This is a genomic window from Streptomyces barkulensis, from assembly GCF_002843305.1.
Classification (GTDB): domain Bacteria; phylum Actinomycetota; class Actinomycetes; order Streptomycetales; family Streptomycetaceae; genus Streptomyces; species Streptomyces barkulensis.
On record NZ_PGSG01000119.1, the window covers coordinates 294,913 to 316,920 of the forward strand.

The 22,008-nt window shown below is 73.1% G+C and carries 23 protein-coding genes; 6 read left to right on the forward strand and 17 right to left on the reverse strand.

From position 1 onward, the window contains the following. Positions 1-119: 119 nt before the first annotated feature. Positions 120-1,238 carry a phosphoserine transaminase gene (gene serC, locus CUT83_RS29305; protein WP_101258810.1) on the forward strand — a complete coding sequence of 373 codons (1,119 nt, stop codon included), beginning with the start codon at positions 120-122 and terminating at the stop codon, positions 1,236-1,238. 121 nt (positions 1,239-1,359) lie between these two features. Here serC and CUT83_RS29310 read toward each other — a convergent pair whose 3' ends face one another. From CUT83_RS29310 to CUT83_RS29320, 4 genes are all read right to left on the reverse strand, one after another. Further along, positions 1,360-1,896 carry a hypothetical protein gene (locus tag CUT83_RS29310; RefSeq protein ID WP_101258811.1) on the reverse strand — a complete coding sequence of 179 codons (537 nt, stop codon included), beginning with the start codon at positions 1,894-1,896 and terminating at the stop codon, positions 1,360-1,362. A gap of 60 nt (positions 1,897-1,956) precedes the next feature. Further along, the gene (locus CUT83_RS30205; protein WP_158239069.1) at positions 1,957-2,133 is read right to left on the reverse strand and encodes a hypothetical protein; all 177 of its coding nucleotides are present in this window, start codon (positions 2,131-2,133) and stop codon (positions 1,957-1,959) included. Further along, positions 2,123-2,557 (reverse strand): hypothetical protein, encoded by a 435-nt coding sequence (locus tag CUT83_RS29315; RefSeq protein ID WP_101258812.1) that lies wholly within the window; start codon positions 2,555-2,557, stop codon positions 2,123-2,125. Before CUT83_RS29315 ends, CUT83_RS30205 begins: the two co-directional genes overlap by 11 nt. 407 nt (positions 2,558-2,964) lie before the next feature. Further along, on the reverse strand, positions 2,965-4,203 hold the full coding sequence (locus CUT83_RS29320) for a helix-turn-helix domain-containing protein (protein WP_101258813.1): 1,239 nt from the start codon (positions 4,201-4,203) through the stop codon (positions 2,965-2,967). A 257-nt stretch (positions 4,204-4,460) separates the two neighbouring features. On the opposite strand from CUT83_RS29320, the gene CUT83_RS29325 reads away from it, so the two are divergent. Continuing rightward, entirely contained in the window at positions 4,461-4,853 is a 393-nt protein-coding gene (locus CUT83_RS29325; protein WP_101258814.1) for a pyridoxamine 5'-phosphate oxidase family protein, read from the forward strand. 82 nt (positions 4,854-4,935) lie between these two features. Here CUT83_RS29325 and CUT83_RS29330 read toward each other — a convergent pair whose 3' ends face one another. Further along, positions 4,936-5,994, reverse strand: a complete 1,059-nt coding sequence (locus tag CUT83_RS29330) for a WD40 repeat domain-containing protein (protein ID WP_101258815.1) — start codon at positions 5,992-5,994, stop codon at positions 4,936-4,938. A 103-nt stretch (positions 5,995-6,097) separates the two neighbouring features. On the opposite strand from CUT83_RS29330, the gene CUT83_RS29335 reads away from it, so the two are divergent. Next, a complete protein-coding gene (locus CUT83_RS29335) occupies positions 6,098-6,634 on the forward strand; it encodes an ArsR/SmtB family transcription factor (RefSeq protein ID WP_101258816.1) in 537 nt (178 codons plus the stop codon). Positions 6,635-6,694: 60 nt separating this feature from the next. Here CUT83_RS29335 and CUT83_RS31295 read toward each other — a convergent pair whose 3' ends face one another. Further along, positions 6,695-6,904: an MbtH family protein gene (locus CUT83_RS31295; RefSeq protein ID WP_101258817.1), complete on the reverse strand. Its 210-nt coding sequence runs from the start codon at positions 6,902-6,904 to the stop codon at positions 6,695-6,697. A 236-nt stretch (positions 6,905-7,140) separates the two neighbouring features. On the opposite strand from CUT83_RS31295, the gene CUT83_RS29345 reads away from it, so the two are divergent. Further along, positions 7,141-7,983: a M23 family metallopeptidase gene (locus CUT83_RS29345; RefSeq protein WP_101258818.1), complete on the forward strand. Its 843-nt coding sequence runs from the start codon at positions 7,141-7,143 to the stop codon at positions 7,981-7,983. Here the strand turns inward: CUT83_RS29345 and CUT83_RS29350 are convergent. From CUT83_RS29350 to CUT83_RS29385, 8 genes are all read right to left on the reverse strand, one after another. Next, on the reverse strand, positions 7,968-8,819 hold the full coding sequence (locus CUT83_RS29350; RefSeq protein ID WP_101258819.1) for a hypothetical protein: 852 nt from the start codon (positions 8,817-8,819) through the stop codon (positions 7,968-7,970). The two genes, CUT83_RS29345 and CUT83_RS29350, sit on opposite strands and share 16 nt — an antisense overlap. Then, positions 8,816-10,297 carry a phytoene desaturase family protein gene (locus CUT83_RS29355; protein WP_101258820.1) on the reverse strand — a complete coding sequence of 494 codons (1,482 nt, stop codon included), beginning with the start codon at positions 10,295-10,297 and terminating at the stop codon, positions 8,816-8,818. Before CUT83_RS29355 ends, CUT83_RS29350 begins: the two co-directional genes overlap by 4 nt. Further along, positions 10,294-12,072: an ABC transporter ATP-binding protein gene (locus CUT83_RS29360; RefSeq protein ID WP_101258821.1), complete on the reverse strand. Its 1,779-nt coding sequence runs from the start codon at positions 12,070-12,072 to the stop codon at positions 10,294-10,296. The genes CUT83_RS29355 and CUT83_RS29360 overlap by 4 nt, the downstream gene beginning before the upstream one ends. Then, positions 12,069-12,824 (reverse strand): class I SAM-dependent methyltransferase, encoded by a 756-nt coding sequence (locus CUT83_RS29365; RefSeq protein WP_101258822.1) that lies wholly within the window; start codon positions 12,822-12,824, stop codon positions 12,069-12,071. The genes CUT83_RS29360 and CUT83_RS29365 overlap by 4 nt, the downstream gene beginning before the upstream one ends. Positions 12,825-12,873: 49 nt before the next feature. Beyond that, positions 12,874-13,452, reverse strand: coding sequence for a hypothetical protein (locus CUT83_RS29370; RefSeq protein WP_101258823.1), 579 nt, complete (start codon positions 13,450-13,452; stop codon positions 12,874-12,876). Beyond that, a complete protein-coding gene (locus CUT83_RS29375; protein ID WP_101258824.1) occupies positions 13,449-15,200 on the reverse strand; it encodes an alpha/beta fold hydrolase in 1,752 nt (583 codons plus the stop codon). Before CUT83_RS29375 ends, CUT83_RS29370 begins: the two co-directional genes overlap by 4 nt. A 345-nt stretch (positions 15,201-15,545) precedes the next feature. Beyond that, the gene (locus CUT83_RS29380) at positions 15,546-15,740 is read right to left on the reverse strand and encodes a hypothetical protein (RefSeq protein ID WP_093846908.1); all 195 of its coding nucleotides are present in this window, start codon (positions 15,738-15,740) and stop codon (positions 15,546-15,548) included. Between the two features lie 37 nt (positions 15,741-15,777). Continuing rightward, positions 15,778-15,969: a hypothetical protein gene (locus tag CUT83_RS29385; protein WP_093846910.1), complete on the reverse strand. Its 192-nt coding sequence runs from the start codon at positions 15,967-15,969 to the stop codon at positions 15,778-15,780. Between the two features lie 1,216 nt (positions 15,970-17,185). Here CUT83_RS29385 and CUT83_RS29400 point away from each other — a divergent pair. Beyond that, positions 17,186-17,983 (forward strand): GDSL-type esterase/lipase family protein, encoded by a 798-nt coding sequence (locus tag CUT83_RS29400; protein WP_101258826.1) that lies wholly within the window; start codon positions 17,186-17,188, stop codon positions 17,981-17,983. 67 nt (positions 17,984-18,050) lie between these two features. Beyond that, entirely contained in the window at positions 18,051-19,037 is a 987-nt protein-coding gene (locus CUT83_RS29405) for an aldo/keto reductase (RefSeq protein WP_101258898.1), read from the forward strand. Positions 19,038-19,333: 296 nt separating this feature from the next. Here CUT83_RS29405 and thpR read toward each other — a convergent pair whose 3' ends face one another. From thpR to CUT83_RS29420, 3 genes are read right to left on the reverse strand one after another with little or no spacing between them, the layout of a single operon-like run. Further along, positions 19,334-19,903, reverse strand: a complete 570-nt coding sequence (thpR, locus tag CUT83_RS29410; protein WP_101258827.1) for an RNA 2',3'-cyclic phosphodiesterase — start codon at positions 19,901-19,903, stop codon at positions 19,334-19,336. A 27-nt stretch (positions 19,904-19,930) separates the two neighbouring features. Beyond that, positions 19,931-21,478, reverse strand: a complete 1,548-nt coding sequence (locus tag CUT83_RS29415; RefSeq protein WP_240958444.1) for an MFS transporter — start codon at positions 21,476-21,478, stop codon at positions 19,931-19,933. Positions 21,479-21,528: 50 nt separating this feature from the next. Next, entirely contained in the window at positions 21,529-21,966 is a 438-nt protein-coding gene (locus tag CUT83_RS29420) for a MarR family winged helix-turn-helix transcriptional regulator (RefSeq protein WP_101258828.1), read from the reverse strand. Positions 21,967-22,008 lie beyond the last annotated feature (42 nt).

Consider the following 22,008-nt stretch of genomic DNA (forward strand, 5'->3'; position numbering starts at 1 on the left):
CGTCCCCCGGTGTGTCCCGTCGCGTGTCCCACGGCGCGTCCCATCAGCGCGTCCGCGGCGCGTCTCGCGGGGTGGACGCCTCACGGAACACACGACGGACACGGACTACGCTTCACGGCGTGGCCGATCTCCAGATTCCCGCAGACATCAAGCCCGCCGACGGACGATTCGGTTCGGGCCCGTCCAAGGTGCGGACGGAGGCGCTGAGCGCCCTGGCCGCCACCGGTACGTCCCTGCTGGGCACCTCACACCGCCAGGCTCCGGTCAAGAACCTCGTCGGCAGGGTGCGCGAGGGAGTGAAGGAGCTCTTCGGTCTTCCGGAGGGCTACGAGGTCGTCCTGGGCAACGGCGGCTCCACCGCCTTCTGGGACATCGCGACCCACGGTCTGATCGAGTCGAAGTCCCAGCACCTGTCCTTCGGCGAGTTCTCCTCGAAGTTCGCCAAGGCCGCGAAGCTCGCCCCCTGGCTGGCCGACCCGTCCGTGGTCTCCTCCGAGCCCGGCACCCACCCGCTGCCGAACGCCGAGGCGGGCGTGGACGTGTACGCCCTCACCCACAACGAGACCTCCACCGGCGTCGCCATGCCGATCAGGCGGGTCGAGGGCGCGGACGAGGGCGCACTGGTGCTGGTGGACGCCACCTCCGGCGCGGGCGGCCTGCCGGTCGACGTCTCCGAGACGGACGTCTACTACTTCGCCCCGCAGAAGTCGTTCGCCGCGGACGGCGGCCTGTGGCTGGGCGTGTTCTCCCCGGCCGCGCTGGAGCGGGCCGAGCGGATCGCCGCGGGCGACCGGCACATCCCGGCCTTCTTCGACCTGCCCACCGCGATCGACAACTCCCGCAAGAACCAGACGTACAACACCCCGGCCGTCGCCACCCTCTTCCTGCTGGCCGACCAGCTGGAGTGGATCAACGGCCAGGGCGGTCTGGACTGGGCCGTGGCCCGCACCGCCGACTCCTCCTCACGGCTGTACGGCTGGGCGGAGAAGTCCCAGATCGCCACGCCCTTCGTGACCGACCCCGCCCAGCGCTCCCAGGTCGTCGGCACGATCGACTTCGCCGAGGGCGTGGACGCCTCCGCGATCGCCAAGGTGCTGCGCGCCAACGGCATCGTCGACACCGAGCCGTACCGCAAGCTCGGCCGCAACCAGCTTCGCGTGGCGATGTTCCCGGCCGTCGAGCCGGCGGACGTCGAGGCCCTGACGGCCTGCGTGGACTACGTCGCCGAGCGCCTCTGAGCCGCACGGCGGTATGTGACTCCCGGCCGCCGGCCGTCGGGACCGCGTCGCGGTCCCGACGGCCGGCGGCGCCGTCTTTCCCGGCGTTCTTCAGGGCGCGTAGCAGCCGGGCCTTGCGCGGTCAGTCCTGCGACCGGTGGGCCAGAAGCAGAGCGAGCGGCCCGGCGGGAAGCATGAAGCGGCCCTCCTGGACGGCGCCGAGGGCATCCCGCAGGGCGGGTCCGTCGGTGAGTTGCGTGCCGGTGGGGCGCACGATCCAGGACCGGCCGCCCAGGTGGCGGGGGTCGGTGTAGTCCGGGTGCGGCAGCGGCACCAGCGTGCGGTCGGGCAGGCGCGTGCTGCCGGGGACGTGCCAGCCGTCTGCCGAGCCGGGCGCGAGGAGGAAGGCCGCGCCCAGCGGGGTGACCAGGACCGGCCCCAGCGGTGCGCGGGCCGCTCGCAGCCGCCGCACCGTCTCGTACGCGATGCCGGTGGGCAGGCGGACCACGTCCCAGGCGAGCCCGGTCGGCGCCTCGCCCAGCGCCCCGTGTCCCCAGGCGCGCAGCACGTCCGGGACGCGGCCGGTGGGCCGCAGCCATCCCAGTTCCAGGGGGCCGAGGATCAGGTCCGGCAGGTCTGCGGCGGTGTGCGTCAGGGTCGGGGTCGGGGTCGGGTTCACGGGGCGTGGTGCCTTCCGATCGGGTGGTACAGGAGTCGGTCCGGACTGGAGGGGTGGGCGCTACCGGCCGAGGGTGAGAGCGACCAGCGGCCACAACTGCCAGGCGGCGAAAGCGAGAAGGCCGATGACCACGGCGAGAGCGCCGGGGTTGGCCTTGACGGTCAGGTACGCGCAGCCCAGCCGGCCGGGCCGCCCGGCCCTCGCCCCGTTGTGCGTCTGGGGCGCGTCAGCGGGCACGGTCGGCCCTCCCGGCCGGCAGCAGGCGCGGCCGGTGGCGACGGCCGCAGGGAGGTCGGCCGTTGACCTCCGCCAGGTGCAGGAACCGCACCGGGCGGGCCTGCCAGGTCAGGTGCTGGATGCCCGGGTAGAGAGTCAGCGAGCAGGGCTCGCCCCGGCGCAGCCGGGCGCACGCCCGCGCCGAGCCGGGTCCGTCCACCCAGTGGTCCAGCACGTATCCGGCCTGGTGCGGGCCGAGCACACAGGCCACGGTGCGCGCCCCGGCCCGGATCCACCGGATCGCCGCCTCCGGGCTCAGGGCCGCGTACCCGTCCCGGCGCATGGCCGTTCCCGGCATGCCCGCAAGGGTGCTGACCGCCTCGCACCACACTCCCGCCCGAACCAGCGGGGCGGTGTGGGCGGCCTGATCGGCGGGAGCGGTCACCGCGCCGGCTCCTCGGGGGCGAGGTGCCACAGCGGCCACCGGCAGTCGACGACCGGGGGCCGGACTCGGTCGGCCACGGTGGTGGCCCGCACCGGGCAGGTGTGCGGGACGGCGGTCGGCAACAGCTTTGGGAGGCCAGCCGGTTCAGCGACGAGTTTCTCGGCGGCCTCAGGCCGGGGCAGGGCCGTACTGATGGGCAGAGCTCGGCCGATTGTCCCCATGACGGTGGCGATGTCGGCCAGGGCGTCTGTGACGGCTGACGCGGCAGCAGGTGGTGCGGTGGGCGAGGTCTGCACAGGAGCCCCCGAAGAGTTTCGGTGATCGGTTCGTCACCGAAAGTAGGACCCCTGTAGCGGAGGAAGGGGCAGAATTCCTGCCCCTCGCACTCCCGTTCAGGCGGCGATCACTCAGGCGGCGAGAACACCGACCTTCACCGCCAACTCGGAGGCGCGGCGACGCCGCTCGGGGGACTTCGCCTCGGTCTCCTCCAGGATGATCCGCCGGGCATAGCCGTTGTAGCGGATCGTCTCGGGCGCGTTCTCGTGAGCCTTCTCCAGGGTGGCCAGCGCGGTGTCGGGCTGGCCGTCGAGCTGGTATCCGCGGGCTTCCTCGATGCGGTGCCGGGCTCGGCGCGGGCGGGAGGGGATACAGCGGGCGTCGGCCCGGGCGGCCTGCCTCACGCTCTCCCCGCCGGCGTGGAGTTCGACGGCGAGGGTGACTGCGTGGGCGCCCATGACGGCGCGGGAGAAGGAGGTGACGGGGTGGTAGTAACCGTCGGGCAGGCGCTGGGCGGTGCGGTCGGCCTTGTCCCACCAGCCCCACGCCGCGCCGGTGTCGCCGCGACGGGCGGCGGTGTAGCCCGCGGCGACCTGCAGGGCTCCGGCGATCGCGCGGACGTGGTCGTCCGCGTCGGGCAGTTCGGGCTCGAGGTAGCGCAGGCACTCCGTCGTGACGGCGTCGGCGCCGTCGTAGTGGCCGGAGTCGCGGTGGGCCTCGGCGGTAAGCCAGGCCACCATGCCCAGGGCGTGGGGGTCTTCCGATTCCTGGGCGGCGACCATGCCGCGTTCGACGACCCGCCACAGCAGCGCGCTGTCGGGCTGGTAGGCCAGGAAGAACTGGCTGAGGCTGTAGACCTCGGCGAGGATGGCCTGGGCGGTGCGCCTCTCGGATGCGGCGTCGGACTGCCGTACGGCGAGCTGGGCGTCGCGGATCAGGTCAGGTAGCAGGGAGCCGAGGACTTCGCGGTGGTTGGGGGCGGAGTGGCGGGCGGCCCAGGCTCGGTCGAGGCGGGCGCGCAGGTGCGCGGTGTCCGGGGCCTGGCGGTCGGCGCGGGTGAGGGGGAAGGCGTCGACGGCGGCGCGGACCTCGGGCAGGCGAGGGTGGCCGGGGCCGATGAAAAGAGCGGTGGGCATGGACTGGTCCCCGGTCAGGTCGGACAGATCACGGACCCGCAGTACCTCGGCGATCCGCAGGATCATCGACAGCGGAGGGGTTTGGATCTCCCCACGCTCGACCTGTTTGAGCCAGCTCGGGGAGCGGCCCAGCAGGCCGGCCAGGACGGGCCGGCTCATGCCCCGGCGGGTCCGCAGGATGCGCAGACGCTCTCCGAACGCGATGGGTTCCGGGGCAACATCGGCGATGGACATAACTCCGCCCCCTTCTCTGGGTAGCTCGTCGTCCACAGCGTATGGGGCGGAGCCGTATTCGTGTGGGGGGCGAAGCGGGGACCGCGGCCTGTGAGGGCTGCTGTGCGGGCTCCTGGCAGCCCACCCGCGCACAGTGGTGCCGGGGGCGACGGTGCGCTCCGGGGCCGACCGGTCTCTGGCGAGGGCCGGGCGGAAACGGGCGGACCTCCGTGGGCCGCGCCCGTTTCCGTGCGGCCTGGCGAGGTACCCGGCGGCGCATGAGCACTCCGGGCACCGGGCTGAGTCTGTTCGCCGGCGAGCGGCGCGTCTGGCTGGCCACGTACGACCGCGAGGGCGTGCCGGTGGGCACGGCCACGGCGATCGCCGTGGAGGGCGACCGCGCCTATGTGCGCGCCCACGGCCGGTCGGGTACCGCCGAGCGGCTGCGCCGCCGCCCCGAGGCGGAGATCTCCCCCGCCACCCTGGGCGGCACTCCGGCGGGCGCGCCGATGAAGGTGGACGTGCGGCGGCTGTCGGGCCGCGAGGCCCGGCACGCGGCCGGGCGCCTGGCCCGCAAGCATCCCGCGCGGGGCGTGCTGGTGCCGCTGGGCCACCGGCTGATGCTCGACCGGTCGCTGCTGTACGAGCTGCGCCCGGTGGGCGAGCGGTGAGGCCCGGCGGCGGGCACGGCATCGCTTCCGTCCGGCGCGGCGGCCGGGCGGCCGCTTTCGGGCGGGGATGCCTGACGTCGGGTCAGGCGCCGCCTCCGCGCCGCTTCGAGCGGCGCAGGGCGAGGAGGACGGCGGCGCCCGCGACGAGGGCGAGGACGAACCCGAGGGTGCTCCCCTCTCCCCCGCCGGCCCCGGCGGCGTCGTCCCCGGCAGCGTCCGGCTCGCGGTCGTCCGCCTCGTCACCGGTTTCGCCGCCGCCCGCCCGGTCCGGCTTCTCCTCCCGCGCGCTCTCGGGGAGCTGCTCCTCGGTCAGGGGCATCGGCTGTACGGGGCTGCGCTCGCCCTCCGTGCCGTACAGCAGCGTGCGGCCGTCCGGTGTGAAGGTCACCGACTCGCCCTGGCGCTGCACCGGCACCGTCAGCCGCCCCAGCTCCCTCGGCCCGCCGTCCTCCCAGGCGTACATGGTCCCGCCGAAGTAGCCGCGCACCGCCAGTCTGGTGCCGTCCGGGGAGAAGGCGGCGTCGGTGGCCCACAGGCCGATGTCCGCGACGCGGGTGAAGGTGGCGGCGCCGGAGGCCGGGAGCTTGCCGGGCCCGGCGTACAGGGCGCCGCCCTCCTCGTGCTTGCTGACGATGTACACCCGCCCGGTGACGGGGTGGACGGCCAGCGACTCGGCGTCGCGCGGGCCGTCGGCGTAGCGCACGGTGTGGCGGGTGACCTCGACGGCCTGGTCGGCCAGCTTCTCGGGCTCGGCGAAGCGGTAGATCCACACCTCGGGCCACCGGCCGCCGAAGTTGTCGCCGATGTCGCCGACGTACACGTCGCCGTCCGGGCCGACGGAGACGGCCTCGACGTCGCGCGGGGAGACGCCGGCCAGGGTGACGGTGGCGACCGTCTCGCCGGTGCGGCCGTCGATGGCGTAGACGTACGGCCCGTCGTCGCTGTCGTTGTGCGTCCAGTACACGCCGGGGTGGGCGCGGCTGGGCGCCAGGCCGCTGGACTCGGTGATCCGCTCGTCCTCGATCGTGAAGCCGTCGGTGGCGGGGTCGGCCGCCGCCGCTCCGGGTGCTCCGGCCGTCACCGCCGCCGACACCGCTGCCGCAACCACCGCCGCGCACGCGGCGCGCACAAGCCTTCGCATGGCCCCAAGCCTGTCACTGTCCGGGTGGAAGCCGGACGACGGGATCCACCGCCGTGGTCCGGCCGCCCCGAAGGAGCGCGGTGCCCGGCGCTACGCTGACGGGATGAGTGAGGACGTGCCGTCGTGGGACGCGCTGGCGGGGCAGGTCGCCGGGCTGACGCAGCGGGTCTCCGAGCTTGAGGAGCGGCTGGGAAGCGGTACGGAAGGGCCGGAGGACGAGGAGGAGCCGGGCGACGCCTGCCTCGTGCTGCCGCAGCTGCGGGAGTTCCTGCGGGACGCGGCGCACGGCGGGGTGCTGTTCGCCGGGTCCGTGACCGGCCCGGGCGGGGAGCGCGTGGAGTGGGAGCGGTCCGCCGTCACGGACTCACTGCTGGGCTCCGACTGGCCGGAGCTGGCCGACACGCTGGGCGCGCTGGGGCAGCCCGTCCGGCTGCGGCTGCTCCAGGCGCTGCTGGAGGGGCGGACCGCGGTGGCCGAACTCATGGAGCTGGACGGGCTCGGCACGACCGGTCAGGTCTACCACCACCTGCGACAGCTCGTCTCCGCCGGCTGGCTGGAGACGGCGGGCCGCGGGCGTTACCGGGTTCCGCCGACCCGGCTCGTCCCGCTGCTGGTCGTGATCACCGCGGCCCGCCACTAGGGCGTGTTGTGAGAGTCCCGTCCGCGGGGCACGCGGGGCACGCGGAGGCGGGCCCTCGTGTCAGCCGCCCATCGCCCTGACCAGGGACTTCGGGCGCATGTCCGTCCAGGTGGCCTCGATGTGGGCCAGGCAGGCGTCCCGGCCGCCGGGACCGAGGGTGCGGGTCCAGCCGGCCGGAACGTCGGCGAACTCGGGCCAGAGCGAGTGCCGGCCCTCGTCGTTGACCAGCACCAGGAAGATCGCGTCCTGGTCGTCGAAGGGGTTGGTCACGGCGCGTCCTCTCCGTGGTCGTCTCCGTGGTCGTCGTCCGCGAGGACCGTCTCGATGCCGAGGTTGAGACAGGTGAGGCGGCCGCCTCGGCCAGACCGGCCGGTTCGGGGAGTTCGAGGAGCTGCGGAACACCACCGCCCAATAAGCCATTACGTAAGTACGTAATTCTGGGTCCGGAGTGGACCCCGGTCTGGAATGCTGAGTCCCGCCCACCAGTCCCCCCACGGAAGGCACCCATGTTGCGGACCCTCTGGAAGCGCCACGGCCTGGTGATGGCCGCGGGCGCCGTGTGCATCCTCGTCAACGGCCAGGGCATCGGACCGCTGTGGCTCACCGGGGTCGCCCTGCTGGGAGCCGGCATGCTGATGCGGTGGGCGATGACCCGCGCGCAGCGCCCGCCGCGCGACGAGGCGCCGCCGGTGGCCCTCGGCGTTCCCGTGGAGGGTCGCTGGATGGCGCGCAACGGGCCCGCCACCAAGGTCCCCAGCCACACCCACAACCTCGCGCAGACCTACGCCATCGACATGGCGCGCAGGCCGGCGCCGGAACCCGTGTGGTTCTGGCCGCCGGCGCGGCGCCCCGAGTCCTACCCGTCCTTCGGCGAGCCGCTGTTCGCCCCGGCCGACGGCCGGGTGGTGGCCGCCGCCGACGGGCAGCGGGACCATCTGTCGCGCTCCTCACTGGCCGGACTGTTCTACGTACTCGCGGAGGGCTTCGTGCGCTCCCTCGGCCTCCCCCGCCACCTGCTGGGCAACCATCTCGTCCTCGACCTGGGCGACGGGGTGTACGCGGTCCTCGCCCATCTGCGGCGCGGCTCGCTGAAGGTGGCCGTGGGCGACCGGGTGACGGCCGGCCGCCCGTTGGCCGAGTGCGGCAACTCGGGCAACTCCTCCGAGCCCCACCTGCACTTCCAGCTCATGGACGGCCCCGACATCGCCTCGGCCCGCGGCCTGCGCTTCACCTGGCGCTACCGGGACGACGAAGGCGGGGAGCACCGGGGAGTGCCCGAGGACGACACCCACTTCACCCCGGTGCGGGCCGCCGCGGCCGACCGGACGGACCCCTACGCCGCGCCGTAGCCGGGTTCGAGCACGAAGCAGACCCGCCGGACGCGGCCGTCGGGGGCGAACTCACCGAAGGCGAAGACCTCCTGGCTCTTCTTCGGGTTGCCGCCGCGGCTGGTGGTGTAGCGGACCGCGAAGCGGTCGCCCTCCCGCAGCGTCTCGTGCACCTCCACCGGGTAGCTGTGCTTCCGCTTCCGTCCGTCCTCCAGGGCCTTCAGCACACCGGAGCGCTGCATCACCCTCCCCCCGACCTGGTGCACCGCGTCCGGGGTGTGGAAACGGTCGTGGGCCTCGGCGGCCGGAACCGCCGGGTCGTACCCGGCGGCGTAGTAGGCCCGCAGGTAGTGGGCGGGGTCCTGGGCCGGCGTCGGCTCGGCCCCGTCGGCCGGCGGCGGCGCCGGGACGGCGCCCGGCGTGGGGCGGGCCGCGGCGTCGGACGGAGCGCTCCCGCCGTGCCCGGCCCAGCCCGGCCGGCTGGCGGAGAAGGCGTCGGAGCGGGCCACCCGCCCGTCCCCGGCCATCTCGGCGAACACGGCCGCGTCCGTGGCGCTCCGGAACTTCCACGCCATGGGCGTGCTGACGGTGTACCGGGCGGCGGCCCGGTCCCCCTCCACGACCAGCTCGTGGACGTACAGCTCGTAGGGCGCGTCGAGGGAGCGCCGGGAGCGGAGGCTGCGCATGATCTTCTTGTGGTCCCAGAGCCGGCCGTTGACCCGGTGGGGGCCGTCGGGCAGGTGATAGCGCTCCCACACCTCCTCCACCGGGTCGTTCCCGTCGATGGCGTCGGAGTGGTAGGCGCGGAGGTAGCCGATGAAGTCCTCCGCGGCGGTGGGGCGGTGCGTGGTGCTCATGACGCTCTCCCGGTTCTCTCTGTGGGGATGGCACCGCCCCCGGGGCCCAGGGGCGGCACGGTGTTGACGCGGAACTCCCTGCGGAGGGCGGCCCGGGCCGCGTGGTGGCCGCACATGCCGTGCACGCTGGGGCCGGGCGGCGTCGACGCGGAGCACAGGTACACCCCGGGCAGGGGGGTGCGGTACGGGTTCCAGGCGGGCACCGGCCGGAACACGGACTGCGCGAGCGTGATGGCCCCCGCTCCGATGTCCCCGCCGGGATAGTTCGGGTTGTACGTCTCGTACTCGGCCGCCGGCACCCCGCGCGCCGCGATGACCGTGTCGGAGAAGCCGGGCGCGTACCGCTCGATGCGGCGGGTGATCAGCGGCACCGGGTCCCGGGTGTCACCGTTGGGCACATGCGCGTAGGCCCACACCGGGCGGCGGCCGCCCACCGCGCGGCCGGGGTCGGTCACGGCCGGGTCGACCAGCAGCACGAACGGCTCCTCGGTGGCCTCCCCCCGCACGGCCGCGCGCTCCGCCGCGAGCATCTCGGCGCGGGTGCCGCCCAGGTGCACGGTTCCGGCCCGCCCCACCTCGGGGTCGGCCCACGGGATGGGTTCGCCGACCAGGAAATCCGCCTTCGCGGCGCCCGGACCGTAGCCGAATCGCTCCAGCGCCCGGCGGTAGCCCGGCGGCAGCCGGTCGCCGGCCAGCTCCAGCAGCCCGCGCGGGGTGGTGTCCAGCATGACCACCCGGGCGTCCACCTCCGCGAGGTCGGTGATCCGGTGGCCGGTGTGCAGCACCCCGCCGTGCGCCCGCAGGTCGTCGGCCAGGGCCTGCGCGATGCGGCCGCTGCCGCCCTGCGGCAGCGGCCAGCCGGTCGCGTGCGCCAGGTGCCCCAGCAGCAGCGCGATGGCGCCGGAGGGCGGGCTGGGCAGCCGCCCCACCGCGTGCGCCGCGACCCCGGTGAGCAGTGCGCGGGCCGCCTCGGTGCGCAGCCCGTCGCCTCTCAGCAGGTGCCCGAGCACGCGCGGACCGAGCAGCAGCGGAACGGCGGGGTCACGCGGCACGGACCGCTGGCCGGACAGCAGGAAGTCGGTCACCCCCGTACTGTGCCGCACCAGCGGTTCCATCAATCGCCGCCAGCGCCGTCCGTCCGGGCCGAGCCGTTCGCAGGTCTCCTCGAGATCGCGGTGGGCGAGCGCGGCGCCACCGTCCAGCGGGTGCGCGTAGGGGACCGGCGGCTGCAGCATCCGGACGCCGCGGGACGCGAGGTCGAACTCGCGGAAGAACGCCGACGCGGCAGCCATCGGGTGCACGGCGGCGCAGACGTCGTGCCGGATCCCGGGGTCGAACAGGGCCTCGCCGCGCAGACCGCCGCCGATGGTGTCGGCCTGCTCGTGGACGTGCACGGCCAGTCCGGCACGCGCCATGGTGACGGCGGCGGCCAGGCCGTTCGGACCACTGCCGACGACGGCGACGTCGGCACGGGTCATGCCGGCACGCCCTCGGCGGCGAACTGCTGGCCGGCGAGTCTGCGGTACACCTCGTCGGCCTCCATGAGTTCCTGGTGGGTGCCGATCGCCCGCACCCGCCCCTCCTCCATCACGATGATGCGGTCGGCCCGCGCGATGGTGGACAGCCGGTGCGCGATGGCCAGCACGGCGCACTCGCGGGCGGCTTCCGTGATCGCGTCGCGCAGCGCCGCCTCGGTGTCGCTGTCCAGGTGCGCGGTGACCTCGTCCAGCAGGATCACCTCCGGCCGCTGCAGCAGCGTACGGGCGATGGCGAGCCGCTGCCGCTGGCCGCCGGACAGGCCCGCGCCCCGCTCGCCGAGTTCCGTGTCCAGCCCGCCGGGCAGCCCGGCGACGAAGCCGTCCAGACTGGCCAGCCGCAGCGCGCGGGCGACCTCGGTCCCGTCGGCGCCGGGGTTGGCGTACATCAGGTTCTCCCGGATCGTGCCGCGCAGCAGCGGGGCGTCCTGCTCGACGTAGCCGACCATGGAGCGCAGTTCGGCCAGCCGGAGGCCGGCGATGTCCCGGCCCGCCACCCGGACCGTTCCGGTGTCGGGACGGTAAAAGCGCTCGATGAGCTGGAACAGCGTCGTCTTGCCCGCGCCGGAGGAGCCGACGATCGCGGTCAGACCGCGGTCCGGCACGGTGAACGAGACGTTCCGCAGCACCGGGACGCCCTCCTGGTAGGAGAAGTCGACGCCCTCGAAGCCGACCGCGGGCGCCGGCTCCGCGTCGGCCTCCCGCTCCCGGGGCTCCCGGGGCTCCCGGTGCTCCCGGGGCTTCCCGGACTCCGCCGCCCCCGGCCGGGCGGCCGCCTCGTCCTCCTCCTGCGGGACCGCCCCCAGCTCCGTCACCCGCTGGACGGCGGCGCGGCCCTGCTGGATCTGACCGATCGACATGAAGAGCATCACCAGCGGCGCCACCAGGTAGAAGAGGTACATCACGAACGACGTGAGGTCGGCGGGCGACAGCGATCCGGTGGCCACCCGGGCCATGCCCCAGGAGATGACGACGGCCAGCGAGAGCTGCGTGCCGACGTTCATCGTCGGGGTGAGCAGCGCGCTGAACCCGGCGACCCGGATCCCGCTGCGCCGGGCCCGGTCGGCCAGTCCCGCCAGCTCCTCGGTCTCCCGCTCCTCGGCGCGCGAGGCCTTGACCGTGGTGATGGCGCCGAGCACCCGCTGCAGACCCGAGCCGAACGCGCCGATCTCCTCCCGGTTCCGCAGTGCGGCGACGCGCACCCGGCGGGCCAGCAGCAGCGCGGCGACACTGGCCAGTCCCAGGCAGCCGACCGTGGTGAGCAGCAGTCTCCAGTCGAGCCGGGCCATCAGCACGACGCCGCCGACCACCATGAACACGGAGGTGACCACCTGGGCCAGCGCCTGCGCGATGATCAGACACGCCACGGAGGTGTCGGACACGGTGCGCGCGAAGACGTCACCGTGCTCCAGGCGCGAGAAGTGGGGGATCCGACTGCGCAGCAGACGCCCGCCCAGGACGCGCCGGGCGTCGAAGGCGATGTTCTCGCCGGCCCGGCCGATCGCGTAGGCGTGCCCCGCGCCCAGCGCCGCGTCCACGACGAAGAACAGCGCGATGAACGTGATGGGCCAGGCGATCGACTCCTCCCGGGCCACCGCCTCGATCAACCGGCCCAGCATCCAGGGCTGGGCGAGCGTGGCCGCCGATCCGACCAGTCCCATGCCGACGCCGGCGATCAGCAGGGCCCGGTGGCGGCGGACTGTCTCCCGGAGGTTCATGCCGGCTTGGTGTAGGAGGCGACGAACAGACCGGCCTCGGGGGCGTAGTCGGTCCGCTGCCAGTCGCTGTAGCGGCCCTCGGGCCGCAGCCCGGCGGCCCGCGCGTGGTCGTCCACCTCGTCGGGGGTGAGCAGCCGCACGGTCTCGGTGCCGACGCGGTGGGTGCCGTCCGACTCGAACCACACGGTGGACACGTGCCAGACCTGGTTGTCCATCAGGAGCGTGGCGTGCATCTGGATGCCGGTGTTCGGCTCCGGGTAGGGCACGAACATCGTGGTGCGCGTCAGGCCCTCGTGCTGGGCCACGATGCCCGGGCGGTTGTGCGTCTCGATCAGCAGCCGTCCGCCGGGCCGCAGGTGCTCGGCCGCGCGGGCGACGGCCTCCCGCTGCCCTTCGGGGTCGAGGATCAGCGCGAGCGTGGAGCAGACGCAGTAGACCAGGCCGTACCGGCGGTCGCCGCGGTAGGTGCGGATGTCGCCGAGTTCGGCGACCACCTGCCCCCGGTCGGCCTTCTTCTCCAGCGCCGCCAGCATCTCCTGCGAGGAGTCCACCCCGGTGACCGGGCCGACGCGGTGCGACAGCGGCAGTGCGATCCGGCCGGTTCCGACACCGAGTTCCAGGGTGCCCAGGGCGGGGTCCGGGTGGAACCCCGCCAGGGCCTCGACGGTGGCCCGGGTGGCGGCGTCGTCCTGGAAGATGCGGTCGTACCAGCCCTCGAACTGTTTGCCGTAGCCGATGTCCGCGATCGTCATGGTTCTCCGTTTCTCTGTGGGTGGGAACTCCCGCAGCGGGGCGCCGGTCTCAGGCGGCCCGCAGGAAGGCCGGGGTGGCGGGGTTCATCGCCTGGTAGGTGGAGACGTACAGGACCTCCGGCTCCTCGCTGTCGTCGTGGCCGGCGGCACGGACCACGGCGAACTGGAAACCGCGCACGCCGGACACGTTCGGCGAGTCCCTGATCTGCTTCCTGATGAATTCGGCCAGAACCCGGAAGGGCGGCGAGCCGGTCGGGTCCTCCCCCTTGGAGATGTTCTTGAGAATGGCGCTGCAGATATCGAAGACGGCCTTCTCCGTCCGGCGGGAGGAGAACCAGAAAGCCTGGCTCATCCTGCGGTTCTGGATGAGTTCGAGTTCGATCCAGGCGGACGTGTCACGGTTCTCGTCGAGGGTGCGGTAGAGGTAGTGGTAGTCGTGCGTGGCGGGATTCGGCGCGAAGAACTTCCAGTTCGGCACGAGGGAGAACAGGTCCTTCTCCCGCGCGCGCTCGAAGGCCGCGTTCGGGTGCTGCGCCGCCAGCGTCGTCACCAGCAGGGCCGCGCCCGCCAGGCGCGTCACGGCGCCGGGGCCGGTGAAGGCGTCCTTGATGAATGCGGTGGGGTTCACTTCTGCTCGTCCTCCTTCTCGGGCTTCCCCCGCTCCGCGGGGAGCCCCCCGGCCGGGGCCGCGGCGTCCGCGGCGGCCGGCGGCGTGCAGTGCTGCTCGACGAAGGCCGCCATCAGATCCGCGGCGGTACGCGCATGGCGCGCGTCGGTCAGGATCGAGTCGTGCCCCGCGCGCTCCACGACGGTGACGTCGCCGTACCGGCCGGCCGCCTGGTGGGAGCGGGCGATGTCGTGGTACATCAGCAGCTGTTCGGGGTCGATGTCCACGGTCACCTGCGCGGCGATGACCAGGCCGGGGGCGGGCACCGGGTCCAGTTCCCCGTCGAAGGTCTCGAACTCCCGGCGGACCACCTCCCACTCCCGCTCCGCGGCCGTCCACAGCCGCGAGTCGGTGTAGAGGGAGAAGACCTTCTCCCGGTAGGGGTAGGGCAGGTCGTCCACCCACCGGGGACGCGCCATCAGCGCGCCGCAGCCCAGCTTCGTCCAGCGCGCCATCTCCTTCAGGGAGTCGGTGAACAGCTCGCTGCCCTTCTTCTGCTTGCCCGACCGCACGAGCTGCCCCGGGTGGGTGGGGTCGAGGTAGACCACACCGGCCAGCCGGTCGCCGAGCCGTTCCGCGGCCCGCCGGTTCAGGTCCGCGCCCAGCGAGTGCCCGACGAGCACCACCTTGCGGTCCCCCGGCAGGGCCTGGCGGATCAGGTCCTCCAGGTCGTCCACGGACTCCTGCAGGCTGTAGGGGGCGTCCTTCACCCGGCGGCTGGGGCCGTAGCCGGCGCGGGAGTAGGTGACCACGGGCTGACCGGAGTCGAACGCCAGCCGCTCGACCATCCACGCGAAGTGCTCGGAGGTCGAGGCGAGACCGTGGTTGAAGACGATGACCGGACGGCCGGGGATGTCGCGGCCACCGGTGTCGTACTGCAGCACGTTGCCGGACCGGGTGGTGACGGTGCGGGACATCGGCCACCCGGCGACGGCCCGGGCGCGCCGCTGGGTGGCCAGCACGGCCGCTCCCGCGGCGCCGCCGGCCAGCAGCGCCAGCGCGGTCTTCACCATGCGGTCGTCCCGGCCGGCCACCGCCGGGAACGTCCGCGGCGCGGTCGTGTAGGCGACCATGGGGTGCATCGCGGGGAAGGCGGTCATGAACCGGCCCAGTCCCATGACGAAGGCGTTGGCGACGTGGAAGCCGCCGGCCGCGCCGATCATCGGCCGGGTCAGCCGCCCGCCGGCCAGGTAGACGACCGGGAAGAGGCACTCCATCGCCAGGACCCCGTGCTGCAGGACCTTGCTGGAACGGGGGTAGCGCCGGGTCAGCCGGTAGGCGCGCTCGAAGCCGTAGGTGCGGGTCCGCATCACGCCGGGCAGGGCCGAGCCGTCCCGCCACTTGGTCCCCGCCAGCTTCGTCCAGCCGGACGCCGCGTAGGACATGTTGGCCTGGAGCGCCAGATACCACATCAGGGCGTCCTTGACCTGCGGGCTGTTCGACAGCCGGGCCAGACCGGTGACCGCCTGCACCTGTGTGGCGACCTGGTCCGAGCCGTCCGTGCCGTAGCGGTGGCGGGCCTGCAGGAGCGTGGTGGTGGCTCCGAGGTAGAGGTTGCCCGCGGCCCGCCACTTGCCGTTCCCCGGCATGAGCATCCCCAGGCTGCAGGCCACGCGCGTCGCGTGCAGGGCCAGGGTGGTCCGCCTGCCGCTCACGGCGTTGGTGAGCTTCTGGATGGCGGGGACCCTGCTCTCCGGGGTCTGCTTCATGATCTCCCAGTCATTGAGACCACCGGGACCCAGATTCCGATGCTGGTGAAGATATTCCAGAGAGGAGGAGAGGCTGGAGAGGGCGGCGAGGCGTTCCGATACGCCTATCGCCCGGTCCCTGGAAATCGGAATCGGTGAGAACAGCGAAGAGGAGATTTTCTTTAGCATCTTCATGCCGAGGCTTTCCTCCGCGTCGTGCCGGCCGAGGGTAGGGTTGCGAGGGCTGCCGGGCCGCGATTCCGCCGCGGCCCGACAGCTCTCTCAGCTCCCGGGGGACGACCCCCGGAAGTTTCCTTCAGAAGCCCGCGGGGCCTCCGAACAGATGGTGCTCAGCGGCAGAGCGGGTCAGCCCGCGGTGCGACCGGCCTCGTACGCCTGGACGGTGACCCACGCGGCGCCGGCGCCGCCGGCGAACCCCACACCGAAGGCGACCAGACCCGGGGTGGCCTGGATGGGCATCATCGCGCCGAACTCACCGTGGGTCTCGTCCGTCAGCTCCTCGGGGGTGACGGCGACGACGCTCTCGACGATCTTGCTCATTCCACTCTCCTTCGGGAATCGACTGTCGTACGACGGGTCAGCCGACGACGCGGCCGGTGACGTAGGCGCCCACCACGGAGCCGGCGCCGACGACGGCACCGCCGACGTACCAGCAGGTGGCGACGGCACCGGGGGTGGCCAGGACCGGGGCCGGGGTGTCGTCCTGGTAGCCCTGCTCCAGCGGACCGAAGTCCTGCTCGTTCATGAAGGCGGCGACCTTCTGCTCCATTTCTTTCCTCCTGTTTCTCAGGCTCGCTCGGAAAAACACTCGGGATGTTGCACGGGTGGTGCATCCGGACCGATGAACAGGTCCGGCCATGCCCGGCGGGAACCACCGGGCAAGTTCTGGGGGGAGACACGGCTCCCGGTATTCGGGATAAAGCGTCCGGGCAGCCTTGCACCCCGGACGCTACGCGCGTCACACGAGGGAACAGGGAAACCTTTTCTCTCTGCGATCACCACCCGGACGGCGAAGGGAGCGCAAAAGGATCCCGTCTCCGCCGGAAACGAATCACATCACCACTGAAAAGGGAACACCCTGTGGAGTGCGCACCGGGCACGCACTCGGCGCCGGCCCTCCGCGGCGGGGACCGCAGGCGCGTGCGGCACCCCACGGACCGCGAGGCCGGTCGAACGGGCGGGCCGGAACTCGGCGCGGACCGGGACAACACTCGCCCACCACCGAGGGAATCGGTGGCTCACGGAAGGGCGGGACCGCCCGGCAGTACGCCCGAGAGGCTAGGCCCTGTCTGACAAATCCCGCCTGCTCCGCGGCGTCTGGCACGCACGCTCGCTGCGTTGTCGATCGTCGGCGCAGCACGCTGCGCTCTCCTCCTCCGCCTTGCGATCGCACGCACCAGACGCCGCGGAGCCCGCCCTTCGGGCGGACAGCGCTATTTGTCAGACAGGGCCTAGGAGAGACGTTCTCGTTCACTTCCGGCCGGGTGGTCGGGCCCGTCCGGTGGAACCAATATCGGCACAGAGAAGTATCTGTCACCGGGACTTGCTTCTCGCATGTTTCCCCCTGGCCGGTTTCCATGTGCCCGCTTTACGGGTCCGAGGATTATCCACTGCCCCTGCCGGTCACGCAGGGGCCGCGACATGCTTGCCCGTCGGAGTATACACACGCGCCACGGAAGAACCAGGGGGCAGAAAAGGAATGTTCGATTCCTCTTCCTGGCCAAAAAGATCGAGACATCCCCGGCGCACGCCGGCCATTCGGGGGTCAATTTCGGTCACTCCACACCGAAGGTGATTACCGGAGTCGCCGTCCATTATCTTCGAGCGAACCCCTCAAATGCGAATCAAAGACATTTTGACGCTATGCCCGTCTTGTCGAATTCCGTCGCCCGTCGGCGGCGCGTCCTCTCCTGGGCCCGCGGGCGCCGGGTGGCGTGACAGGCATCACGTCGCAGGTCGCAGCCGCCGTCGGTCAGGATGAGCGGATGCGCGTGCTCTTCGTCGGCGACTCCATGACCATCGGCAGCGCCGGTGAGCACACCTGGCGCCACCGGATGTGGCGGCATCTGGAGCGCACCTGCGGGCCGCACGGCACCGCGTACGAGATCGTCGGTCCCCGCGACGCGCTGTACGACAAGGACGCCGACGCCCCGGTCTCCCACGACTACGCCGACCCCGCCCTCCCCGCCGCCGCCCGCCGCCACCTCGCCGGCTGGGGCGAGGGCTGGCTGCACATGGCGCCGGTGATAGGCGGCGCGGTGCGCGAGCATCGCGCCGACACCCTGCTGGTCTTCCTGGGCCTGATCGACCTCGGCTTCTACACCGGCTCCGGCGCCACCGCCGCCAACCTCCGCCGTTTCGTCGCCGAGGCCCGCTCCGCCCAGCCGCGGGTGCGGATGGTGCTGCTGCCGGTGATCCCCAACATCCGGGCGCGACACGACGCCTTCTTCGCCGCCGAGTGCGAGCGCTTCAACGACCTGCTGGCCGAGGCCGTGGCCGAGCTGTCCACCCCCGCCTCGCCGCTGCTGACGGCCGTGCCGCCGCACGACTGGGACCTGGCCCGCGACACCTACGACGGCACCCACCCCACCGCCCGTGGCGAGCACCGCATCGCCGCGGCCTTCGCCGACGCGATGCACCGGGCGTGGGGCGTGGGCGGCCCGTACGCCGCGGGCGTGGTGGGGGCCCAGCCGGGTGCGGCGGGGGACCGGCCGGGCGCGGCGGGGGTCCGGCCGGGCACGCCGCGCGCACGCCGCGCGGCCGGGCCGGTCCCCGCGGGGTGACGGACCCCGCCGGACCCCGCCGTGCCGCGCTTGCCTTGAGCCCACTCCAGCACGTTGGCTGGTGGTCATGGAGTACACGCAGCTCGGACGCACCGGACTCAAGGTCAGCCGCCTGGTCCTCGGCACGATGAACTTCGGTCCGCAGACCGGGGAGGCCGACAGCCACGCCATCATGGACGCCGCGCTCGACGCGGGCGTCAACTTCTACGACACGGCCAATGTCTACGGGTGGGGCGAGAACAAGGGCCGCACCGAGGAGATCATCGGCAACTGGTTCGCCAAGGGCGGCGACCGCCGCGACAAGGTCGTCCTCGCCACCAAGGTCTACGGCAACATGGCGGCCACGGACGGCGACGTCTGGCCCAACCACGACAAGCTGTCCGCGGTGAACATCCGCCGCGCCGTCGACGCCAGCCTGAAGCGGCTGCGCACCGACCACATCGACCTTTACCAGTTCCACCACGTCGACCGGAACACGCCGTGGGAGGAGATCTGGCAGGCGATGGACGTCCTGGTCCAGCAGGGCAAGATCCTGTACGTCGGGTCGTCCAACTTCGCGGGCTGGCACATCGCCCGGGCCAACGAGACCGCCGCCCGCACCGGCCGGCTCGGCCTGGTCAGCGAGCAGTGCAAGTACAGCCTCGTCGAGCGCCGCGCCGAGATGGAGGTCATCCCGGCGGCGCGCGGCTACGGCCTCGGCGTCATCCCGTGGTCCCCGCTGGGCGGGGGTCTGCTGGGCGGCGTGCTCCGCAAGGAGCGGGAGAACCCCGAGCGCCGCTCGTCGCAGGCGCTGGCGAACAACCCCGGACTGCGCGACCAGGTCCAGGCGTACGAGGACCTGCTGGACCAGCACGGTCTGGAGCCCGGCGAGGTGGCCCTGGCCTGGCATCTGGCCCAGCCCGGCATCACCGGCCCGATCATCGGCCCGCGCACCCGCGAGCAGCTCGACTCGGCGCTGCGCGCGGTGGAGCTGGAGCTGAGCGAGGAGCTGCTGGCGTCGCTGGACGAGATCTTCCCCGGCCCCGGTCCGTCCCCGGAGGCGTTCGCCTGGTGACGCGCCGGGCTGCGAGCCCGGTGACACGGCCGTCCGCCCCGCCGCCCGGCGGGGCGGACGGCCGTCTTCCGTATGTCTTCCGTGACGGCCGGGAGGCTGTTTGCCCGCGCGCCCCGCCCGGGCGGCTCTCTCAGCCGATGAGGGCCGCCAGCATCACCACGGCGAGCATGAGCACCAGGGCCCCGCTGACGATGCGGGTACGGGTCTTCGGGTCCACGCCCCAACGGTAGCCCGCCCGGCCGGAAGCCCTTCGGCAGCCCCGTCGGCAGATCTTCGGCAGCCTGTCGGCGGTTCCGTCAGTGGCCCAGCGGCCAGGCCGCCGACGTCTCGTAGCGGGGGTGCTCCCCGGGGACCCCGGAGCGTGGCAGCCGGCTGCGTACGAGGGTCAGCTCCCCGGCCCGCCACAGGCTTCCGGTGAAGCCGTCCAGGGCGTCCGCCAGGGGACGCAGGTCCGGGCCCGGCCCGCGGCGGCCGGCGCGGGCCAGGGTCAGGTGCGGCTTGTAGGGACGGTCGTCGGTGGTCACCCCGGCCCGGTTGACGCCCGCGGTGACGGAGTCGGCCAGCCGCCGCAGCGGCTCGCGGCCGTCGTCCACCCCGGCCCACAGCACCCGGTCGCCGAACCGGCCGCCCCCGGCCAGCCGCACCTCGAAGGGGTGGTGGCGGTGGGCGGCGCGCTCCAGGCGCTCGCACAGCGCGGGCAGGAGGTCGTCGTCCACCTCGCCCAGGAAGGCGAGCGTGAAGTGCCAGCCCTCGGGAAGGGCCCAGCGCAGCCGGTCCGCGCCGGGCAGCCCCTTCAGCCGCTCCACCTCCTCGCCGAGTTCCGCGACGGCGGAGGGCGGCGGCAGCACGGCGGTGAAAAGCCTCATGGGGAGAGTCTCACCCGGGCGGGCCGCTCACGCGAGCACGTCCCCGCGGTGGTCCCGCTCCCCGCCCGGCGCGGAGGCGGGGGCGCTGGGCGGCGCGGCGGCCGGGGCGGCGGCGGGGACGGTCCGGCGCGGGGAGACCGGGGTGCGGTCCTGCGGGGCCGGGCCGTCCCCGGCTATGCTCTCCGGCCCCTCCGCGCTCGCCACGCCGGCCGCTCCGGCCGCCCGTACGCCCCGCGCGACCGGGACGAACGTCAGACCCCGGCGGCCCCGGCGCAGGCCCACCCGCGGCCGCAGCCCGCCGATCCGGGCCAGCACCAGGGCGGTGGCGACGGCGGCCACGGCCGAGACCACGCCGCCGGCCAGGAAGCCGGCGCGGGCGCCGTAGGTGTCGGTGATCCAGCCCATCAGCGGACCGCCGAGCGGGGTGCCGCCCATGAACACCATCATGTACAGGCTCATCACCCGGCCGCGCATCGCCGGGTCGGAGGCGAGCTGGACGGTGGAGTTGGCGGTGACGTTGAAGGTCAGGCCCACCGCGCCGATGGGCGCCATCAGCAGGGCGAAGACCCAGAACGACGGGGAGAGGGCCGCGGCCATCTCCAGCACGCCGAAGAGCAGCGCGGCGCCGACCATCACCCGCATCCGGCTCACACCGCGCCGGGCCGCCAGCAGTGCGCCGACGACCGAGCCGACGGCCATCAGGCTGTTGAGCAGGCCGTAGGTGCCCGCGCCCTCGTCGAAGACCTTGTCGGTGAAGGCGGTGAGCCAGATGGGGAAGTTGTAGGCGAAGGTGCCGACGAAGCCGACGAGCGTGATCGGCCAGATCAGCTCCGGCCGGCTCGCGACGTACCGCAGGCCCTCGCGGAGCTGGCCCTTGGCGCGCGGGGCGCGCTCGATGGCGTGCAGTTCGGTGGTGCGCATCATCAGCAGGCCGGTGATCGGCGCGATGAAGGACAGCCCGTTGAGCAGGAACGCCCAGCCGCTGCCCACGGCCGTGATCAGCACACCGGCGACGGCCGGGCCGACCAGGCGGGCGGACTGGAAGTTGGCGCCGTTGAGGGAGACGGCGTTGGCGAGCTGGTCGGGGCCGACCATCTCCGAGACGAAGGTCTGGCGGGCGGGGTTGTCCACGACCGTCGCCAGTCCCAGGACGAAGGCGAGCGCGTAGACGTGCCAGACGTTGACGTTGCCGCTGAGGGTCAGCGCGGCGAGGGCGAGTCCGGTCAGGCCCATCGCCGTCTGGGTGATCAGCAGCAGCCGGCGCTTGGGGTAGCGGTCGGCGATGACGCCGCCGTACAGCCCCAGCAGCATCATGGGGAGGAACTGCAGGGCCGTGGTGATGCCGACGGCCGTCGCGGAACCGGTGAGGCTGAGGACCAGCCAGTCCTGGGCGATGCGCTGCATCCAGGTGCCGGTGTTGGACACGAGCTGTCCGGCGGCGAACAGCCGGTAGTTGCGGATGCGCAGCGAGCTGAACGTCGAGGGCTTCGCGGTCTTCGCGGCCTCAGCGGCCTTCGGGGTTTCGGGGTTCTCGTCAGGTGCGGGTGCGGAGTGTGCTCCGGGTCCCGGACTCAATCGGTTTCGCCTCCTCGTGGCGCTGCTCCTTCTTACCGTTGCGCGGGTTCCTACAGTTGCGCGAGCTTCTCCAGCACGGGGGCCGCGGCGCGCAGCCGCGCCCACTCGTCCTCGTCGAGCCGCCCGGCGAGTTCGGCGAGCCAGGCGTCGCGCTTGGTACGGCTCGCGGCGAGCATCGTCTCGGCCTGCTCGGTCTGGGTGACCACCTTCTGGCGGCGGTCGTCCCTGTGCGGTTCCAGCCGGACGAGCCCCTTGGCCTCCAGCATCGCCACGATGCGGGTCATCGACGGCGGCTGCACGTGTTCCTTGCGCGCCAGCTCGCCGGGCGTGGCGGAGCCGCAGCGCGCGAGGGTGCCGAGGACCGACATCTCGGCCGGGCTCAGCGACTCGTCGACGCGCTGGTGCTTGAGACGGCGCGCCAGGCGCATCGTGGCGGAGCGGAGGGCGCTGACGGCTTCGGCGTCCTCACCCCGGGACAGATCCGGCATATTCATTAGCCTAACTCATTACTTCTCCTAAGGACCAGTCCG

Coding starts and splice junctions, on each gene's coding strand:
- CUT83_RS29320 (WP_101258813.1), bottom strand. CDS start 4,203: ATGTCCATCGCCGATGTTGCCCCGGAACCCATCGCGTTCGGAGAGCGT.
- CUT83_RS29325 (WP_101258814.1), top strand. CDS start 4,461: ATGAGCACTCCGGGCACCGGGCTGAGTCTGTTCGCCGGCGAGCGGCGC.
- CUT83_RS29330 (WP_101258815.1), bottom strand. CDS start 5,994: ATGCGAAGGCTTGTGCGCGCCGCGTGCGCGGCGGTGGTTGCGGCAGCG.
- CUT83_RS29335 (WP_101258816.1), top strand. CDS start 6,098: ATGAGTGAGGACGTGCCGTCGTGGGACGCGCTGGCGGGGCAGGTCGCC.
- CUT83_RS29345 (WP_101258818.1), top strand. CDS start 7,141: ATGTTGCGGACCCTCTGGAAGCGCCACGGCCTGGTGATGGCCGCGGGC.
- CUT83_RS29350 (WP_101258819.1), bottom strand. CDS start 8,819: ATGAGCACCACGCACCGCCCCACCGCCGCGGAGGACTTCATCGGCTAC.
- CUT83_RS29355 (WP_101258820.1), bottom strand. CDS start 10,297: ATGACCCGTGCCGACGTCGCCGTCGTCGGCAGTGGTCCGAACGGCCTG.
- CUT83_RS29360 (WP_101258821.1), bottom strand. CDS start 12,072: ATGAACCTCCGGGAGACAGTCCGCCGCCACCGGGCCCTGCTGATCGCC.
- CUT83_RS29365 (WP_101258822.1), bottom strand. CDS start 12,824: ATGACGATCGCGGACATCGGCTACGGCAAACAGTTCGAGGGCTGGTAC.
- CUT83_RS29375 (WP_101258824.1), bottom strand. CDS start 15,200: ATGAAGCAGACCCCGGAGAGCAGGGTCCCCGCCATCCAGAAGCTCACC.
- CUT83_RS29380 (WP_093846908.1), bottom strand. CDS start 15,740: ATGAGCAAGATCGTCGAGAGCGTCGTCGCCGTCACCCCCGAGGAGCTG.
- CUT83_RS29385 (WP_093846910.1), bottom strand. CDS start 15,969: ATGGAGCAGAAGGTCGCCGCCTTCATGAACGAGCAGGACTTCGGTCCG.
- CUT83_RS29400 (WP_101258826.1), top strand. CDS start 17,186: ATGCGCGTGCTCTTCGTCGGCGACTCCATGACCATCGGCAGCGCCGGT.
- CUT83_RS29405 (WP_101258898.1), top strand. CDS start 18,051: ATGGAGTACACGCAGCTCGGACGCACCGGACTCAAGGTCAGCCGCCTG.
- thpR (WP_101258827.1), bottom strand. CDS start 19,903: ATGAGGCTTTTCACCGCCGTGCTGCCGCCGCCCTCCGCCGTCGCGGAA.
- CUT83_RS29420 (WP_101258828.1), bottom strand. CDS start 21,966: ATGCCGGATCTGTCCCGGGGTGAGGACGCCGAAGCCGTCAGCGCCCTC.